Genomic DNA, 17,256 nt, shown 5'->3' on the forward strand with positions numbered 1-17,256 from the left:
GGTCGGGCACCGCTCACACTGCCGGCTGCTTGCTGCCTTCCTGGCCGACGGTGCCTGATGCGGCGTTGATGACGGCGTCCTCATCAGTTTGGTTAAGGCGGAGGCGAGACGGGCGGGGATTGGCTCGAGAAGTCCTATTGACCGCGAGCGCCACGGCTGCGATCAGCGCGACTCCGTTGAACATCGCGCTCAGCCACAGAACGCTGGAAAGCAACTGCAGTCCCTGTACACCGATCGCGAGAACGAAGATCGCGATCAGAGTGCCCCACACATTGAACCTGCCGGGCTGCAACTGGGTTGACCCGAGAAATACGGCCGCGAACGCGGGAAGCAAGAGGGTGGCTCCGAAAGTGAACGAGGGACCCGTGAGGGAGGTGTAGAGAACCCCGCCAAGCCCGGAGATGCCTCCGGCAAGAACGAGCGAGATCCATGCCCACCGATCCACGTGCACACCGGCCAGACGAGAGGCCTCGGTGTTTCCACCAATTGCCCGAAGATAACGACCGGCTGGAGTCCACTCAAGCATCCACCAGACGAGCAGAGCCAACACGAACAAGTACACGATAATAATCTGGAAGCCACCGACCTCAAACTGCGTCATTTTCGTCCACGCCTGCGACGATGGAGGAGGGGGAACGATCGACTCAGTAACAATAACGGCCAATGCCGTGAGTATCGACGAAACGCCAAGCGTCGCAATGAAAGAGCTGACCTTGAGGCGCACGACGATAAAACCGTTTACAAACCCCACGAACAAACCGAGAGCAACACTAGCCAAAAAGGCAGCAAGGAAAGACCAGCCGTCGTTGAGCAGCACGACGGCGACTAATCCGGCGAAGTTCGCGTTAGCGCCCACTGAGAGGTCAAACTGGCCGCATATCATCGGGATGAGGACGGCTATCGCGATCATGCCTGCGACTGCCTGACTCGAGGCAATTACATGGAACGTCGATTCCGTGAGGAAAAGTGGCGTCGCGATCGTGAAAATGAGGATAAAGAGTATACCGAGGTAGATACCGCTAAAGCGGTCCATACCTAGATTAGGAATCGACTTGCGCATTATTCACCACTAACTCATCCATTGGCGCTTCTGCATGGAAACTACGGTTAATCTCGGGAACGGTGACCCTTGGGCCTACAAGTTCGTCAACGACTCTTCCGTTACGGATGATCAAGACCTTTGTGCAGATCGCCGCGAGCTCCTCGACATCTGTGGAGCTCACCACGACTGCGGTCCCTGCCTGAGCGGCATGCTGGACCTGTCGATGCACCTCCACCTTGGCTCCGACATCGACACCTTGGGTTGGCTCATCCAGGAGGAGCACTTGGGGTTCTTGCCGCAGCCACTTGGCCAAAAGGACCTTCTGCTGGTTGCCGCCGCTAAACGTGCTAAGTGGAGCGGATTCACCGTCCGCAGGGCGAATGCCCAAGTTCGTGAACCACTTGGCAACCTCGCTCAATTCAGGTTTAGAACGGAGCAGCCCCCAACGCCAGAACGGGCGCACATTCACAAGAGTCATGTTCTGACGGGCGGACATATCCATGATGCCGCTGAGTACCTTACGGTCCGCTGGCAGGTAGCCGATCGCCTTTCTAATGGACTCGATAGGGCGACCGGGCGGCAAGTCGTGACCATGCGCCCTCACCGTGCCGCCGTCCCGGGACTTGGAGCCAAAGATGACTGCGAGTGCGTCCTCGCGACCGGAACCCGTAAGTCCGTACATTCCAACGATCTCGCCGGGCCACACGTCGAGCGTGAGATCGACGAGTTGCCGGAAGCGGACCCCCCGGACAGACAGGATCGGTTCGGTGTGATTGTCCACGCGGCGTTGCGCTTGCGCTTCTTTGGCGCCCACGAGCTCAGCCACAAGTTCAGAGCCGATCAAGTGCGTCACCAACTCTTGGCGGTCGACGGCATCGGCGTCCCAGGTATCGATCAATCGCCCCTCACGCAGGACGCTGACTCGGTGAGCAAACGCTGGGATCTCGTCCAGGTGATGTGTGACATAAACAATGGCCACCCCGGCCGCCGCTGTCGTGCGCAGCGTGTCAAGCAAGGTCTGGACTTCGTGTCCAGGAAGTGAAGCCGTCGGCTCGTCCAGCACCAATAGAGAGGGCGGAGGGCCGCCGTGGGCCAACAGCGCGCGCGCGATGGCTAACGCCGTCTGCTCTGCGGGACCGAATGACGAGACCACACTGGTGAGATCGATGTCCAGACCGATTCTGTCCAGCGCGGCGCGCGCCTGCCGCCTGGCCTCACGGCGATCGACGGCGCCCCCCTTCGTCGGAAACCCACTTGTCAGGAAGATGTTGTCCAGCGCCGACATGGACTGGATCAGGCCCAGGTCCTGGTGAACAAAGCGACACCCGAGCCGGTAGGACGTGCTCGGTGAACCGAACGGCAGCTCCATTCCCCCGACGCTTACCCAGGCGCCCGCGTCGGGCTCGTGGTACCCAGCGAGTGCCTTGATCAGCGTCGACTTGCCTGAGCCGTTGGCTCCGAGCAGCACGTGGATCTCTCCAGGCCTCAGGCTCAGGGTGAAGTCACGGAGCACTGTCTTGCCTGCGAAGGACTTCGAGAGGTGCCTCACCTCTAACGCGAAGGGCCCTCCTGCTGCCAGTGGGGCCTGAGCGTCCACGGTGCCCTTGCCGCGAGGCAGGTCCCGATTCATGTCATCACTCCCTCGTGGTGGCCGGCCTAGCCGGCGTGCCACTTCCCGGGCACTGACGCTGTGAGCGGAACGCCTGGTGGCAGGACCTTCCGCGCTCGATCGATGATCATTGCTCGCCCGCCTCACTGACCTGCCACAACACCTTGAATTGTTCGAGGCCGTCGCTGGGAAGCTCCCACAGGCCCTCCTCTGCATTGTCTTTCGTAAGGAGCTGCGTGGGCTGCACCGCGTTGTTGGTGGTGAGATCTACACCCTGGAGGTGCCGGAAAACCAAATCCATCGCGGCCCACCCAACGTAATTGAACCCAATCCCCATCCAGGCATGCTGAGTGCCGTCCTTCAGAGCTTGAATCGACTCCGCCTGCGGAGAGACGCCGCCGATCTTGACGTCACCAAGTCCTGCCGCCCGCATCTGGCTGTTGATGCCGGTCGCGAACGCTCCATTGTCAAAGAAGACGTAATCTGCGTTCTCACGCCGAATCGCGCTGATAACTGTGTCCTGGAGCTTGCCCGCCCCCAAGTCGGCGAGGCTCACATCGACCACCTTCACATGGCAGCCGGGGCAAAGAGCGTCAACCTCGGCCTTGAAACCATCGGGCACGCCGGTCAAGCTCGGATATCCAGACACGTTTTCGATGATTGCGGTCCCTTGGCCCTCAGAGTCCGCGATGAACCAGTCCGCCAGAGTCTTACCCAGCGCCTTGTTGTACTCATAGCCGTCGGGGATGTTCTCGGATGAGCCGATGATCACGTCAGTCGCTTCCACCGGATGCGTGCTATCCAACACGATAGGCACGTCGGCCTTGGCATACGCGTTCAGCACCGATTCGCTGAATTGTGATTGAGGGTTTCCCGACTCGGTGACAACAGTGGGGTTCTCGGCCAACGCGTTCATGAGCGAGGACTGAAGGGAGGCGGGGTTAGCCGCGTCCTTGGGTACGGACACAAACTCCCAGCCGACCGCCTCGGCCGCTTGCTCCACACCCTCGTTGATCCGAAGGGAGTCAGGCAGGCCGTCGGTGGTTACTACCACCCTGCCACCCTTTTCGGGCGCCTCCGGAAGAGGCTGTGTCTGGGTGATCTTATCGGGCGGCTGAAGTGCTTCATCGACCGCCGCTTGGGCCTTGTCAATATTGGCCTGTGGCGTGTCGCCCCTCGCAGAGGCGACGTCGTCGCGATTACAACTCGTCAGCGCAGCTGCCGCCGCGGCAACGGTGACGATCGCTGCAACTTTTGTGAACGCGGAGTTCGCGTGAATCTGGAGCATGAGACTTGACGCCTTCCTGAAATTCTGTGGGCTCTTTCGACTTGAGCCGGCCTCTCGATTGACTGATCAGTCATTGAACCGAATGGACTGTGTACTAGGGGTAGCAGCTACTAATTGGTTGTACTCGCCAGTACGGTCCAAGAGAGGGGAATGGAGACAGTTTGATACGAGCTAATGAGCAGACACGACCTTCGCCTCGCCCCCGACCCAGGCGAAGGTTCTAGCCGCGTCGCGCCACTGGATGCGGAGAACTTGGTCTTGAATACCGCACTCACCAACTGCGACTTCAGCTAAGTGATTTCCCTTGGAACCCTGCGGCGTGAACTTACATTCGCACCCCTACTGAAGGTGTGATGACCGACATAACTTCGGAGCATAGGCAGCAGCTCATTCCATGTCAACGTTGACGTTGAGAATTTACCGTCGAGGGGTGGTCGCGTCGCGCCACCTCTGGAGGCGCCGGGTCGGGGGAAGGCGTCGATCGGGGCCTGACCCTGGTCTTGGTCACGCTTGAATCCAAACCTTGGGGGAGCGGGTCAACCACAAGCGGGTAGCGCGGGCGAGCGTGACGACGGCATTCGCGGCAGCTTGGCCGGGGCCAGCCGTCGGCGACCGCGCGGCGGACCACCGTGCCGTGGCGTCGACCTTTGGTGGAAGGAGCGCAGCTAAGTCAAGCAACGTCAGCGTTGACGTTGACAGGCCGGCTTATCCCTGCGACTCTGTGAGCAGGACCACAACACCAATCGGACGAGGAGAAACACTCATGGAATCCGGTCTCATCCACATCCCGTACATGCGCCCAGAGCGGACGAGTCGAGAGACGTTCGACTGGGCGCTGGCGAACGCTCGCGAGGCCGACAAGCGGGGCTTCGACTCCATGATGGTCGCGGAGCACGCCACCCAGAAGTGGGAGTGCATCCCGAACCCCGAGCTCGTGATCGCGGCAGCAGCGGCCCAGACTGAGCGCATCAAGTTCGCGCCGATGGCGCACCTGCTGCCCCAACACCACCCTGCAGGGCTCGCGATCCAGGTCGGCTGGCTCTCGCAGATCCTGGAAGGCCGGTATTTCCTTGGCGTCGGCGCTGGCGCCTATCCACAGTCGTCGTACGTGCATGGCATCAGGGATGCCGACAGCCAGTCTCTTAACGAGATGGTTCGAGAGGCGCTCGACATCATGGAGAAGGTCTGGAAGCGCGAGCCTTTCTTCATGGAGGGCAAGTACTGGTCGGCTGGCTACCCCGAGGAAGTCGAGGATGGCCACGACGACGACCAGCACAAGCTCGCGGACTACAGCCCCTACGGCGGCAAGCTGGACATCGCCGTCACGGGGCTCAGCCCGAACTCGCCCTCCATCCGGTTCGCGGGCGAGCGGGGCTTCAAGCCGGTGTCGATCTACTCGGGATCTTCGATCCTCAAGACGCACTGGGAGACCTACGAGAAGGCGGCCCTGGAGAACAGCCACGTGCCGGACCGTTCGCGCTACCACGTCTCTCAGACCGTCTTCGTCGCCGAGACCGACAAGGAAGCGCGCAAGCTCGCGCTCGAGGGTGGCATCGGCTACTGCTTCGAGCGTTACCTGATGCCGATCTGGGAGCGGTTCGGCATGATTGAGGGTTTCGTGAAGGACGCGGGCGCCGAGATGTCCGACGTCAACCTCGAGTGGATGTGCGACAACGTCTGGATCGTTGGCTCCCCGGAGACCGTTGTCGAGAAGATGAACAAGCTGTTCGAGTTCACCGGCGGCTGGGGCACGCTCCAGGTCGAGTCTCACGACTACATCGACAACCCGACCCCGTGGTTCGAGTCCCTGGAGCTCATCGCGAACGAGGTGGCGCCCAAGATCGCCCTGCCGGAAAAGGTAGCGGCGGCGTCATGAGTACCCACGATCAGCTGGAGGCCAACAAGCAGGTCGTACGCGACTTCATGGCGGCGTTCTCCACCGGCGATGTGGACAAGATCCTGGCTTGCCTGACCGACGACGCGGAGTACTGGATCTCCGGCAAGATCGAGGGCATGTCCGGCTCCTACGACAAGGCCGCGCTCGGTCAGCTGTTGTCCGGGGTGACGCAGGTGTACACCAATGGGGCCTTGGCGCTCACTCCGAAGGAGATGACCGCGGAGGGAAACAGGGTCGCCGCCGAGGCCGAATCGTTCGCAGAGCTCAAGAACGGCAAGACGTACGGGTGTGACTACCACTACCTGTTCGTGATCCGGGACGGGAAGGTCCAGAAGGTCAAGGAGTTCCTGGACACCAAACACGCCTACGACACCTTTTACACCTGATCCGGGAGTTGACATGAACGAAGGAAGACTGGCAGGCAAGGTCGCCGTTGTGACCGGCGCGGGCCGCGGCATGGGCGAGTCCCATGCGCGCAGATTCGCCCAGGAGGGCGCGCGCGTTGTGATGACTGACATCAACCTCGAGGCGATCGAGAAGCTTGCGGCCGAGTGTGGCGAGAATGCCATCGCAGTCGAGCACGACGTGACCTCCGCAGATGGCTGGCGGCAGGTCGTGTCGCTGGCCGAGGAGAAGTTCGGACCCGTGGACGTCCTGGTCAACAACGCAGGCATCCTGGGGCCGATCGCCACCACCGAGAAGCTGGAGGAGGACGCCTACCTCGCCGTCTGTGCTGTCAACCAACACTCCGTGTTCCTCGGCATGAAGCACGTCCTTCCGTCGATGCTCAAGGCCTCAAGAGGCTCGATTGTGAACATCTCGTCGATCGCCGGCATTGCCGCGAACTACGGGTTCCCGAGCCTCGCCTACGTCGCCTCGAAGTTCGCCGTTCGAGGAATGACCAAGGCCACGGCGATGGAGTACGGCCGCAACAACATCCGTGTGAACTCCGTGCACCCGGGCTTCATCATGACGCCGATGATGGTGGAGGCCACGGACGAGGGCGGGGGGGACGCGCTCCGGGACATCCCGCTGGGGCGCATCGCCGAACCGGAGGAAGTGACCGAGCTGGTGCTCTTTCTTGCTTCGGACGCTTCCTCCTATATCACCGGCGCGGAGCACCTTGTCGACGCCGGCATGCTGGCGCACTGACCCGTCGAGGGGGGTCACGCCACAAAGGGTCGCACTCACCACCTGAGTGCGGCCCTTCGTGGATGCCGCTCGACGAACCTGAGAAGGCTTCAACAGGAGACGGACATGGCCGGGTTGGCCAGCGAGGGAAGTGCCGCAGCGTCAGTGTGCCGCGGTGTGGCAGTCCGCAAGGACGTCGTGGCGGTGGTGCTCTCGTGGCGAGAACGCCTCGCCCTCTTCAAACGCAGCAATCTGGTGGATCACGATCGCGGACTGTGGCACTGCGTCACCGGGTATCTCGACGATCCGGATGCGGCCGGGGCGCCGCGGCGCCAAGCTCTCGTCGAGCTCTACGAGGAGACCGGGCTTGGAATCGCCGACCTCACAGCGTTCGAGCAGGGCCCGGCCCTCGAACTGCTCGACGGTGAGGTGCTGTGGGTTGTCCACACCTTCAGGGCCGATACGACCCGGAGGCGGCTCGAGCTCAACTGGGAGCACGATGCCTACCGGTGGGTCCGGCGATCCAGTCTCCGGAGGTTCTGCGGGCGGGTTGCGTGGCTCGATGATGTGCTTCGGGCGGGTGATCCCGGAGGGCCAGTCGGCGGGAGCACGCCCGGTCAACACTGCAGTTGACAGCGACCGGAGTCACGCCTACAGTCAATCTACATGAACGTTGACACGGCGACCGGAGGAACTGACGTGGCCACCAGCGATCCGCGTTACGAGAGTGCGAACAACTCTCGCTACTTCCGTGACGTGCTCGGTAACGTTCCCACTGCCGTCGTCGCGATCACTGCGATGGACGTCGACGGTCAACCCACCGGGATGACCGTGGGGTCGTTTATCTCCGTCTCGCTTGATCCTCCGCTCGTGGCCTTCCTGCCGGACAAGTCCTCCAGCACGTTTCCCAAGATCCGTGAGTCGGGCCGGTTCTGCGCCAACATCCTCACTGCCAACCAGGAGGACGTCTGCCGTCAGCTGTCGTTGAAGGGTGTTGACAAGTTTGCGCGGCTGCGCTGGCAGGAGTCGGCGCTCGGCACTCCTCACCTGGCCGGCGCCATCGGCTGGATCGACTGCACCATTAGTGACATCCACGATGCCGGGGACCACTTCATTGTTGTCGGCGCGGTCGACTCACTGCGCGCCGACCACCGCGACTCACCGTTGATCTTTCTGCGTGGCGGGTACGGCCGATTTGCCTCTACCTCCCTCGCCGCCCCTGCTGAAGCGGACCTCTATCACCCCCTGCGCATCGTCGACCAGGCCTTCCCTGCCATGCAGGCGGCGGCAGACGACCTCGGGGTAGAGGTGCTGGCGTCGACCTCGATCGGTGACCAGTTGGTGTTGGTCGGCAGCAGCCAGGCGACTGGCATCAGCTCGCCGTTCTATCTCCGACTCGGGCAGCGCATGCCGTTCCGGCCTCCGCTTGCCATGCCTTTGATCGCATGGCGCGGCGAGCGCGAGATCCAGCGTTGGATCGACCGTGCAGATGAGGCCATCAGCGCGAGCCAGTTGTCTGAGATGGTCACGCGCGTCCGCAATCGCGGGTGGTCATTGGTCCTGCGGAGCCCGGAGCAGGTTCGATTCGAGCGTGCGGTGGCCGACCTTCCGCTGCTGGACGCCACCGCTGAGAAGATCGCCGAGGTCAACGACGCGACCAGGGGCTTGCGCTTGGACAACTACGAGCCGGGAATGATCGATCCAGATGCGACGTACAGTGTCCGGTTGATCACCGCACCTGTGTTCGAGGAGAGCGGCGACGTCACCGTGGTGCTGAGCCTCTACCAGCTTCCGCGTGAGCTCTCGGGAGCGGAGGTCCTTCGCTACGGCGATCGGCTCGTGACTGCTGCGAAGGAAGTCACCGCACACATGGGGGGCGCTGAGCTCGCCGGGCGGCAGTGACGTCAGGTATCTGTTCCGGGTCATGCGCCGCCCGGCGTAGGCCGCCCCTCAAGAAGCGGAGATGACGATGCGTGCATGGCAGTTCACCGAGGTCGGAGAACCCCTCAGCCTGCGGGAGGTACCAGCCCCGACCCCGACCGCCGGCGAGATCGTTGTGCAGGTCCGGGCCGCCGGACTGTGTCACAGCGACATTGGCTTTCTCGACGGCACCCTGACCCCGCTCCTCCCGTTCCGGCCCATCACGCTGGGTCATGAGATCGCCGGCATCGTGGCTACGGTCGGTGCCAACGTGGAAGAGTTCGAAGTCGGCCAACAGGTCGTCATTCCCGCGGCGATCGAAGGCCCCGGGACGTCCATGGACGGTGGCTTCGCCGATTTTGTCGCCGTGCCGGCCCGGCTCGTCGTCCCCATGCCCGATGGCGTGCCGTTCGACCAAGCGGCCGCAGCCACCGATGCCGGTCTCACCTCCTACCACGCCGTCGCGATCCAGGGGCAGGTCGGCGCCGGCACACGCGTGGCGGTCGTCGGGCTCGGGGGGCTTGGCTCGGTCGGCGCACAGATCGCGCTCGCCCTCGGGGCCACCGTCCACGTCGCGGAGAAGAACGAGCGGGTCCACGACTTCGCGCGATCCCTCGGTGTCGACGCGGTCGTCAGCGACATCAATGACTTGCGCGACCTGGAGTTCGACGTGGTCGTCGACTTCGCGGGCTTCGGGACCACGACCGACGGCGCCATCCATGCTGTCCGCCGCGGTGGTCGCGTGATCCTCGTCGGGTTGGGGCTTGCGCGAGCAGAGATCGACCTTCAGGCCCTGACGCTGAACGAGGTCGAGCTGATCGGGTCGCAGGCCGGCACTAAGGAGGACTGTGCCGCGGTGCTTGAGCTGGTCGCCGCCCGTCGGATCGCTTCCCGGATCACCGCGATCGGCTTTGAGGACATCGGCGATGGAATCGGCAAGCTCGAGCGCGGTGAGGTCGTCGGTCGCCTGGTCGCCACCTTCGGTTAGGGCCTCTCCGCCGTCGCAGATCTCAGCGGGCGATCACGCTGGGACGCGTCTACATGCGTGTTGACGACTCAGTCAACGCGGACGTAGACTGAATCAACATCAACGCATCCCCGGAAGGACTTCCCATGAAGGTCGAACAGGCGAACGTGCTGGCATCAGTGCAGCGACTCATCGACGAGGCCGACATCAAGCGTGTGCTGTTCGAGTACGCGCACTTTCTCGACCACAACGAGATCAAGAGCCTCACCGAGCTGTTCACCGAGGATTGCCACATCGCCTACGGGTCTGACCACGGTGCCGACGGCATCGAGGCGTACCAGGGGACGCTGGAGAACGAGAAGTTCGGTGTGGGTGCCTTCTTCGCCGGTACCAGCCACCACGTCTCCAACGTCGTCATCGACTTCATCAGCGAGGACGAGGCCCGGGTTCGTTCTCAGCTCTACGCGTGGCACAGGTACAACCGGGAGCGGGCGGACGGGATCCTCATGGGCCAGTACCACGACATCGTCGTGCGCACTGCTGATGGCTGGCGCATCAAGCGCCGGGAGCTCAAGACCGTGGGCACCGAGTCCTATCACGCCAAGGGCGACGCGCTGAACCCCATCCCGCGCCGAACCCAGGCGTGACAAACAACCCACTCGAGAGGAACCCGACCGTGAGCGATGAACTGCTGGTCGAAACTCGCGACCACATCGCATTCGTCACCCTGAACAGGCCGAAGGCCCTGAACTCGATCTCGCATGAGCTCGACGTCGAGTTGGCCAAGGTGTGGGACACGATCGACACAGATCCAGACATCTGGGTCGCCGTGCTGTCCGCATCAGGCGAGAAGGCGTTCTGCGCCGGCGCCGACATCAGCGGGGGCACCGACGCGGACGCCTCACGCCTCGCGCTAGGAGGCGGACTGACGGGGATCGGCGGCCCGGTTCGGACACTGTCGAAGCCGCTGGTGGTGGCCGTCCAAGGCTACGCACTCGGCGGAGGCTTCGAGCTGGCGATGTGCGGCGACGTGGTCGTCGCCGCAGACAACGCACAGTTCGGACTCCCCGAAGTCAAGGCCGGGATCATCGGTGAGTGCGGCGTCGTGCATCGAGCCGTGCGGCAGCTGCCGCACCACATCGCCATGGCCCTGATACTGACGGGCGACCGGTTGCCGGCCGACGAGGCCTTGCGCCATGGGCTTGTCAACGAGGTCGTCTCCCTGCCTGAGCTGGGAAACGCCGCCGAACGGTGGGCGAAGAAGCTCGCAGGGGTATCGCCACTGGCCGCCCAGGCCGCCAAGCTCGCTGCCCATGTGGGTCTGGCCCATTCGCTCGAGGTGGCCTTGAACACCAGGTACGAACCAATCGAGGCGTACGCCACCTCGTACGACGTCCAGGAGGGCCGCCGGGCGTTCCAGGAAAAGCGCGCGCCCGTGTGGACGGGTCGCTGAGAGGACTGACAGTGCATGCACTAGAGGAGACCGAGCGCACGGGCGGGTTGATCCGGGAGGGCGTCCGCCTGACTGCTGACGAGATCCGCACGGCCGTGTCGATTGCGAACGTCCCTGCGCTGCTCATGCTCGTCTTCCAGATGACAGGTGACGAGGCCTGGCTGGAGCCCCCCTTCCAGCCCACGCGCGGCAAGGGGCTAGGGGATCACGACTCCGGCGGGCTCGCTGAGGACGTCCAGGAGACGATCCGCGAGGCTGCGGTCCAGGCCATCCGCGGTCTGCAGGAAGGTCGGCACCCCGCCATCCCCACCCCGTCGCCCGCCCTGTTCACGCGCATGATGTCGGTATGCATGGGCGAGGAGATTCCCGACGGCTACGGTGAAATGCTCAGCAGTGAGTTCGCACGTCGAGTCACCCAGGATCGAACCGATCACGAAGCGGTCCCGCCCCCGAAGGACTTCAAAGTTGTACTGATCGGTGCGGGAGTGGCAGGCATCGCGGGCGCGCACCAACTCGAGGAAATGGGCGTGGACTACGTCATTCTCGAGAAGCAGCCCGACTCCGGCGGCAACTGGTGGCAGAACACCTACCCCGGCTGCGGCGTCGACACTCCCAGCCACCTCTACTCGTTCTCGTTCGCCCAGAACGACTGGACGAAGCACTTCGAACTCAGGGACAACATCCAGCACTACTTCCACCAGGTCATCGAGCACCTTGGTGTGCGCGACCGGATCCGGTTCGGGGTCGAGGTGCTCACTGCGCGTTTCCTCGAGGCCGAAGGCGCCTGGGAGCTTACGGTGCGCAATGAGCAAGGGCGCGAGGAGAAGCTGCGGTGCACCGTGCTCATCAGCGCCGTCGGTGTCCTCAATCGCCCCCGGATGCTTGACATCCCCGGGATGGGCACCTTTGAGGGGAAGTCATTTCACTCCGCGGAGTGGCCTAGCGAATTCGACCCTGCAGACAAGCGGGTCGCGATCGTCGGCACCGGCGCCAGCTCGATGCAGATCGCGCCCGCCATCGCCGACAAGGTAGAAAGCCTGACGATCTTCCAGCGATCCCCGCAATGGGTGGCGCCGTTCGACAAGTTCCAGGCGCGGATCCCCCGAGAGCTCCGGCTCCTGCTGCAGTCGTGCACCTTGTACCGCGGTTGGTACTGGCTTCGCCTCTTCTGGCAGTTCGGGGACAAGGTCATCGAGGCGCTGCGGGTTGACCCGGACTGGCCGCATCCGCAGCGCGCCGTGAACGCGCGAAACGACGGTCACCGAGTGTTCTTCACCAAGTACATCGAGGAACAGCTGGCTGGTCGGGAGGATCTGCTGCCCAAAGTGCTTCCGGACTACCCCCCCTTCGGCAAGCGCATCCTGCTCGACAACGGGTGGTACCAGACGCTTCGCCGCGACAACGTCGAGCTCGTGACCGAGGCGGTCGCGGAGGTCACCCAGAAGGGCTTGGTGACAGCAGACGGCGAGCATCGTGACTTCGACGTCATCATCTGGGCAACGGGCTTCGAGGCGGCCAAATTCCTGCAGTCCATCGACGTGTACGGCGTCGACGAGGTGCGGCTGCGTGACGTGTGGGAGGAGGACAACCCGCGGGCGTATCTCGGGATGTCCGTTCCGGACTTCCCCAACTTCTTCATGCTCGGCGGGCCTAACTCATTTCCCGGCAGCGGCAGCTTCATGTATTTCATGGAGGTGCAGATGCGCTATCTCCGCGGCCTGATGGAGGACATGTTCAACCAGGGCCTGGGAGCACTCGACGCCACCCACGAAGCGAACGAGCGGTACAACCAGATGGTTGACGACCTTCATGAGCGCACTGTCTGGACGCACCCCGGCATGTCGACCTACTACCGGAACTCGCGGGGGAGGGTCGTCTTCGTGATGCCGTTCCTCAACCTCGAGTACTGGGAGATGACGAACCGGACCGACCTCGAGAACTACACGGTGCGCCCGGCCACCGTCGAGACGCGTACCTCCACTCCTTGACGCCGGATGCGGGGTCAGCTTGCTGCCACTCGCAGGGTTCTGACGCCCGCTCGTCGTTGGCGTCGGGTGCAGGAAGACGGCGTCGGTGAGGAAGGCGGTCGACTCACCCACCAAGACGTCCTCTGTCCTGGTGGGTGAGTCGAGGGCGGTGGCGCCGCCTCACCAAGGGGCTTGGTGGCTATTGCCGACACGCGTGGCAGGAATTTCACTGGGTCAGGGTCGAACCTGGCGGTGAGCCCCGTCTCGGATGCTCGATCGGACCAGCTGTCAGTACCGGTTCTCGATTCGCCACGCCGCAATACAGGCACCGCCGTACCCCTCCCTCGGCACTTCGGGCGACCGGGACCGCTCACGGTCGGGTTGACTCCTCGAGGCGGGCGCGCAGGCCCCGCTTGTCAATCTTCGTGGTCGACATCGGCCATTCCTCGGCCTTAAGGAACAGGATCTCCCTAGGTACCTTGTAGCGCGAGATCTCGCCGTCGCAGAAGTCGATGAGCTCCTGCTCCGTAAGGTGCTCTCCATCGAAAACCTCGACGAAGGCTACGGGTACCTCATCCAGACGAGCGTCTGGCCTGCCTACCACGGAGGCCATCTTGACGGCCGGATGGCGGCACAGGAACGACTCGATCTCGATGGTGGCGACGTTCTCGCCGCCTACCTTCAGCATGTCTTTCAGGCGACCGTGGAAGACAAGCCGGCCATCCGCAGTCCGACTGTACAGATCGCCGGTGTGCAGCCAGCCGTCGGCGTCGAGCGCGGAAGCCGTCTTCTCGGGATCCCGGTAGTACTCCGACATCACACAGTGGCCGCGTACGAGAATCTCGCCCATCGACTGATCCGTGATGTCCTCGCCAGTAACGATGTCGACGATCCGCAATTCGATCCCTGGCACCGCCTTGCCCTGCCCCTGGCTGCGTTCGGCCACAGTCTCATCCGGCGTTGACAGGGCATAGATGCCCGCCGTTTCGGTCATGCCGCAGGCAGCCAGCATCTCGGCCCCCGGGAAGGTGGCCTGGACTCGCTCGATCAGGGGACGTGGGCCGATGACCAAGATCGACCGGAGGGAGCCCATCGCTGACGCATCGAAGTCGGGGTGGTCCAGGACCGGCTGGATCAGTGCGGGGAACCACGGGAAGGCAACGCTGACTTTCTCCTCCACGAGGAGTCGAATCGCTCGTCCAGCCTCGAAGTACACATCCGTAACGTAAGTCCCGGCGTTGCCGACGGAGCCGATGAAGGGGCTTAGGCAGCCCACGTGGAAGAGCGGTCCCGCTCCCCAGGTGACGTCGCCGTTGTACCTGTGTCGGGCGCGTTGGACGGTGCCCCTGACGACCGCTTCGTGGTTGAGGACGCAGCCCTTGGGGTCCGCCGTTGTACCTGAGGTGTAGAGCATCAAGGCCGGGTCCTGCAGTCGAATCCTGAAGCGCTGCTCGTGAACGGCTTCCACGGGGACGGTTGCCGCGACCGCGTTGAACTCGCTGCGACTCAGCAGTCCATGGCGTCCTTCCCCGGAGAGCGAGATGACCGCACGTAGTTCCCGGTGTTCGGGGAGAGTCAGGCGGTCCGGGCGACTGGATTCCTCCAGGCCGAGAAGGGACTCGGCTAGCAGGCGGGGGAAGTCTGTGTAGTCGCCAGGGGCCGAGCCTACGGTCAGGATGGCGGCGAGTTGTGCGTTCGCTGCGATGTAGCTGACCTCGCTCCTGCGGTGTCGGGCGTTGATCGGCACGGCTACCGCGCCCATGAGGCCAGCGCCGAAAATCCCTTCCGCGATCTCGATGCCGTTGTGCGCCAGGATGCCGACTGAATCTCCTCGGCGGACGCCAAGGCCGAGCAGTCCACGAGCAACCTGGAGCGCGCGGTCGTATAGGTCGGCGTAGGTCCAGCGATGATCCGGGATCACCAGCGCGGCGCGCGTGGGGGCGATCCTGAAAGCCCGGACGAGGAGGTCCCCTAAAGGGGAAACCTCAGTCCAGCTCTCCAACTCAATCGGAGCGGCCATTTGCGCTCACCACCTCAGCGTCGTTCCACCTCTGTGAAACAAGGTCGCACACGAACATCACCTCTGTCAACGCTCGAGTTGACGATCAACGATTCTGTTGACATGTGCGGTTGAAGTGTGTCACCGTGGATGTTGACAACCGCCCGAGATGGGAGGCTGTGCTGTGGCAGCCAGGCGGCCACGACTCTCCTCGGGCTCCGGCCCACCGCGGGGCGGCCATCAAGAATCTGGGCGCCGATCTTGCTGGGCCTCAGGTACGGGCCATGCCGTCCAGGAAGATGGACAGGAACGTCCCGGCGATCTCGGCGGCGTCGTGCTTGCTGTGGCCAGGGACGAACCACCGGTGCGTCCAGTTCATCATCCCGAAGAGGCCATTGGTGACCAGGCCCGTCGGCAGGTCCGAACGAAACTCACCTGCCTGGATACCCGCGCTCACGAGGTCGAAGGCCAGCCTCTCGAACTCGTGGGTCTTGCCCACCAGTTCCTCGGCCCACTCGGTCGATCTACCGGCAATGTGGCTCATGTCCTCCTGGATGTACACGAACGCGTAGGGATAGTGCTCCTCGTAGGACTTCAGCGTGAGGGTTACCAGTTCGGTGAGCTTCTCGCGAACGGTGCCCGGCCCCGCGGCGATCCTGCGGCCCTGTTCGAGGTTGGCGTCGAGCACCGTGGAGATGCATTCGTAGAGGAGATCCTCCTTGCTGCCGACGTAGTAGTAGAGCGAGGCGCGGTCCGTGCCGAACCGTTCGGCGACGTCGTTGAGCGTGGCGGTCGTGTACCCCTTCTCTCGGAAGACCACGGCCGCCGTCTGGACGAGCTTGGCGCGCTTTGCGGCGTACTCGGGACCTCCTTCGGCAATCGCCGCCTTGCGTCGCTGGGAAATCCGACTGGTGTTGTTCGTGGTGGGCACCGCGGTCCTTCCTGCCTGCTGCCGGGACTGGCAGATCGTACGGGTTCTGCCGAAGTGCGGCTGTCGTCAACGTTACAGTTGACCATGGCGCCCCGCAATGCCTACGCTCGAGCGGGTCCCCCGGGGCGGCCAGCAAGTCAGCTAACGCGTGAGGAGTGCCCATGCCCGATGGATCGTCGGTCCGCGTCGAACACGACGGGCCGTTGTCATGGATCGTGCTCGACCGTCCGGAGCATGCGAATGCGCTTTCGACGAGGATGCTCGATGAGTTCAGCGACGCTCTTGAATCGCTCCGCGAGGAGGGAGGGCCGGTCCTGGCGATTCGCGGGGAGGGCCGTGGCTTCTCCTCGGGATACGACATCGGCCAGGTCGGCGCACCCCGTGTCGCTGACCCTGTCGGTGACCGGGCGCGCCTGCGCGGGAACATCGACCGATGGTTGGCGATCTGGGACCATCCCAAGCCGGTGATTGCTGCGGTCCATGGGTACTGTCTGGCCGGAGCCACCCAGATGTGCGTCTACTGCGACATCACTATCGTGACCGACGACGCGAGCATCGGAGAGCCGGCGATACCGCTCGGTGGCGGCTATATAGCTCCTATGTGGGCTCCGCTCGTGGGACCGAAGAGGGCGAAGGAGTTGGCCTTCCTTCCCGGCAACACGATCGACGGGCGCACCGCTGTGGAGTGGGGTTGGGCAAACCACGCGGTTCCCTCCGACGCACTCCTGGACACGGTTCGAGCGCTCGCCGCGCGGATCGCGCTGGTGCCCTCGGATGTCCTGGCCCTGAAGAAGGCGTCAATCAATCGGGCCATGGAGGCCATGGGGACACGGACCGCGGCAATGGCCGGGGCGGAGATGGACGCACTCCTGCACCTCAGTCCCGCCGTCCTTGAGGTGCGTCAGAGCATCGTGAATCGGGGGCTGAAGGACGTCATCAACTCGTTCCGCGGGCCGAGCAGCCAAGATATCGCTGCCTCTGCTCAAGCCGGCCGCGGAGCGGAGTGACCAGGCGTCCGGCTCCCGGGGCTTGGTAGACGTCGCCCTCGAGAC

The 17,256-nt window shown here is 63.5% G+C and carries 15 protein-coding genes; 10 read left to right on the forward strand and 5 right to left on the reverse strand.

Annotated features, from left to right (window positions below):
• Nucleotides 1–13: 13 nt before the first annotated feature.
• The 3 genes from D0Z08_RS21365 to D0Z08_RS21375 all read right to left on the reverse strand — a co-directional run bounded on the left by D0Z08_RS21365 (nt 14) and on the right by D0Z08_RS21375 (nt 3,939).
• On the reverse strand, nt 14–1,060 hold the full coding sequence (locus D0Z08_RS21365) for an ABC transporter permease (protein ID WP_118927299.1): 1,047 nt from the start codon (nt 1,058–1,060) through the stop codon (nt 14–16).
• Nucleotides 1,041–2,672 (reverse strand): sugar ABC transporter ATP-binding protein, encoded by a 1,632-nt coding sequence (locus D0Z08_RS21370; protein WP_118927300.1) that lies wholly within the window; start codon nt 2,670–2,672, stop codon nt 1,041–1,043. The genes D0Z08_RS21365 and D0Z08_RS21370 overlap by 20 nt, the downstream gene beginning before the upstream one ends.
• Nucleotides 2,673–2,778: 106 nt before the next feature.
• Nucleotides 2,779–3,939 (reverse strand): sugar ABC transporter substrate-binding protein, encoded by a 1,161-nt coding sequence (locus D0Z08_RS21375; protein ID WP_118927301.1) that lies wholly within the window; start codon nt 3,937–3,939, stop codon nt 2,779–2,781.
• A 565-nt stretch (nt 3,940–4,504) separates the two neighbouring features.
• Here D0Z08_RS21375 and D0Z08_RS21380 point away from each other — a divergent pair.
• The 9 genes from D0Z08_RS21380 (at nt 4,505) to D0Z08_RS21420 (ending at nt 13,295) form a co-directional block, all read left to right on the forward strand.
• A complete protein-coding gene (locus D0Z08_RS21380) occupies nt 4,505–5,815 on the forward strand; it encodes an LLM class flavin-dependent oxidoreductase (protein ID WP_220454280.1) in 1,311 nt (436 codons plus the stop codon).
• On the forward strand, nt 5,812–6,222 hold the full coding sequence (locus tag D0Z08_RS21385) for a nuclear transport factor 2 family protein (RefSeq protein ID WP_118927303.1): 411 nt from the start codon (nt 5,812–5,814) through the stop codon (nt 6,220–6,222). The genes D0Z08_RS21380 and D0Z08_RS21385 overlap by 4 nt, the downstream gene beginning before the upstream one ends.
• A 13-nt stretch (nt 6,223–6,235) precedes the next feature.
• The gene (locus tag D0Z08_RS21390) at nt 6,236–6,988 is read left to right on the forward strand and encodes an SDR family NAD(P)-dependent oxidoreductase (RefSeq protein WP_118927304.1); all 753 of its coding nucleotides are present in this window, start codon (nt 6,236–6,238) and stop codon (nt 6,986–6,988) included.
• Between the two features lie 105 nt (nt 6,989–7,093).
• Nucleotides 7,094–7,600: an NUDIX domain-containing protein gene (locus D0Z08_RS31720; protein ID WP_182481416.1), complete on the forward strand. Its 507-nt coding sequence runs from the start codon at nt 7,094–7,096 to the stop codon at nt 7,598–7,600.
• A gap of 33 nt (nt 7,601–7,633) precedes the next feature.
• Nucleotides 7,634–8,869, forward strand: coding sequence for a flavin reductase family protein (locus D0Z08_RS21400; RefSeq protein WP_118927306.1), 1,236 nt, complete (start codon nt 7,634–7,636; stop codon nt 8,867–8,869).
• Nucleotides 8,870–8,930: 61 nt separating this feature from the next.
• The gene (locus D0Z08_RS21405) at nt 8,931–9,875 is read left to right on the forward strand and encodes a zinc-binding dehydrogenase (RefSeq protein WP_220454281.1); all 945 of its coding nucleotides are present in this window, start codon (nt 8,931–8,933) and stop codon (nt 9,873–9,875) included.
• 125 nt (nt 9,876–10,000) lie between these two features.
• Nucleotides 10,001–10,501, forward strand: a complete 501-nt coding sequence (locus D0Z08_RS21410) for a nuclear transport factor 2 family protein (RefSeq protein ID WP_118927307.1) — start codon at nt 10,001–10,003, stop codon at nt 10,499–10,501.
• Nucleotides 10,502–10,530: 29 nt separating this feature from the next.
• Nucleotides 10,531–11,307: an enoyl-CoA hydratase-related protein gene (locus D0Z08_RS21415; protein WP_118927308.1), complete on the forward strand. Its 777-nt coding sequence runs from the start codon at nt 10,531–10,533 to the stop codon at nt 11,305–11,307.
• Nucleotides 11,292–13,295: a flavin-containing monooxygenase gene (locus D0Z08_RS21420; RefSeq protein WP_220454282.1), complete on the forward strand. Its 2,004-nt coding sequence runs from the start codon at nt 11,292–11,294 to the stop codon at nt 13,293–13,295. Before D0Z08_RS21415 ends, D0Z08_RS21420 begins: the two co-directional genes overlap by 16 nt.
• Before the next feature lie 349 nt (nt 13,296–13,644).
• Here the strand turns inward: D0Z08_RS21420 and D0Z08_RS21425 are convergent, their stop codons facing one another.
• Nucleotides 13,645–15,294: a class I adenylate-forming enzyme family protein gene (locus D0Z08_RS21425; protein WP_118927309.1), complete on the reverse strand. Its 1,650-nt coding sequence runs from the start codon at nt 15,292–15,294 to the stop codon at nt 13,645–13,647.
• Between the two features lie 250 nt (nt 15,295–15,544).
• Nucleotides 15,545–16,204: a TetR/AcrR family transcriptional regulator gene (locus D0Z08_RS21430; protein WP_182481417.1), complete on the reverse strand. Its 660-nt coding sequence runs from the start codon at nt 16,202–16,204 to the stop codon at nt 15,545–15,547.
• A gap of 161 nt (nt 16,205–16,365) precedes the next feature.
• Here D0Z08_RS21430 and D0Z08_RS21435 point away from each other — a divergent pair, with 161 nt between their 5' ends.
• Complete coding sequence (locus D0Z08_RS21435; protein WP_118927311.1) at nt 16,366–17,211, forward strand: enoyl-CoA hydratase/isomerase family protein; 846 nt, start codon at nt 16,366–16,368, stop codon at nt 17,209–17,211.
• Nucleotides 17,212–17,256: the final 45 nt, after the last annotated feature.

It is taken from the genome of Nocardioides immobilis, from assembly GCF_003515065.1.
In the GTDB taxonomy this organism is placed as follows: domain Bacteria; phylum Actinomycetota; class Actinomycetes; order Propionibacteriales; family Nocardioidaceae; genus Nocardioides; species Nocardioides immobilis.

Bases quoted from the DNA above. Each gene is read 5' to 3' on its own strand.
- D0Z08_RS21365 (WP_118927299.1), bottom strand. From the start codon at position 1,060: ATGCGCAAGTCGATTCCTAATCTAGGTATGGACCGCTTTAGCGGTATC.
- D0Z08_RS21370 (WP_118927300.1), bottom strand. From the start codon at position 2,672: ATGAATCGGGACCTGCCTCGCGGCAAGGGCACCGTGGACGCTCAGGCC.
- D0Z08_RS21375 (WP_118927301.1), bottom strand. From the start codon at position 3,939: ATGCTCCAGATTCACGCGAACTCCGCGTTCACAAAAGTTGCAGCGATC.
- D0Z08_RS21385 (WP_118927303.1), top strand. From the start codon at position 5,812: ATGAGTACCCACGATCAGCTGGAGGCCAACAAGCAGGTCGTACGCGAC.
- D0Z08_RS21390 (WP_118927304.1), top strand. From the start codon at position 6,236: ATGAACGAAGGAAGACTGGCAGGCAAGGTCGCCGTTGTGACCGGCGCG.
- D0Z08_RS31720 (WP_182481416.1), top strand. From the start codon at position 7,094: ATGGCCGGGTTGGCCAGCGAGGGAAGTGCCGCAGCGTCAGTGTGCCGC.
- D0Z08_RS21400 (WP_118927306.1), top strand. From the start codon at position 7,634: ATGAACGTTGACACGGCGACCGGAGGAACTGACGTGGCCACCAGCGAT.
- D0Z08_RS21405 (WP_220454281.1), top strand. From the start codon at position 8,931: ATGACGATGCGTGCATGGCAGTTCACCGAGGTCGGAGAACCCCTCAGC.
- D0Z08_RS21410 (WP_118927307.1), top strand. From the start codon at position 10,001: ATGAAGGTCGAACAGGCGAACGTGCTGGCATCAGTGCAGCGACTCATC.
- D0Z08_RS21425 (WP_118927309.1), bottom strand. From the start codon at position 15,294: ATGGCCGCTCCGATTGAGTTGGAGAGCTGGACTGAGGTTTCCCCTTTA.
- D0Z08_RS21435 (WP_118927311.1), top strand. From the start codon at position 16,366: ATGCCCGATGGATCGTCGGTCCGCGTCGAACACGACGGGCCGTTGTCA.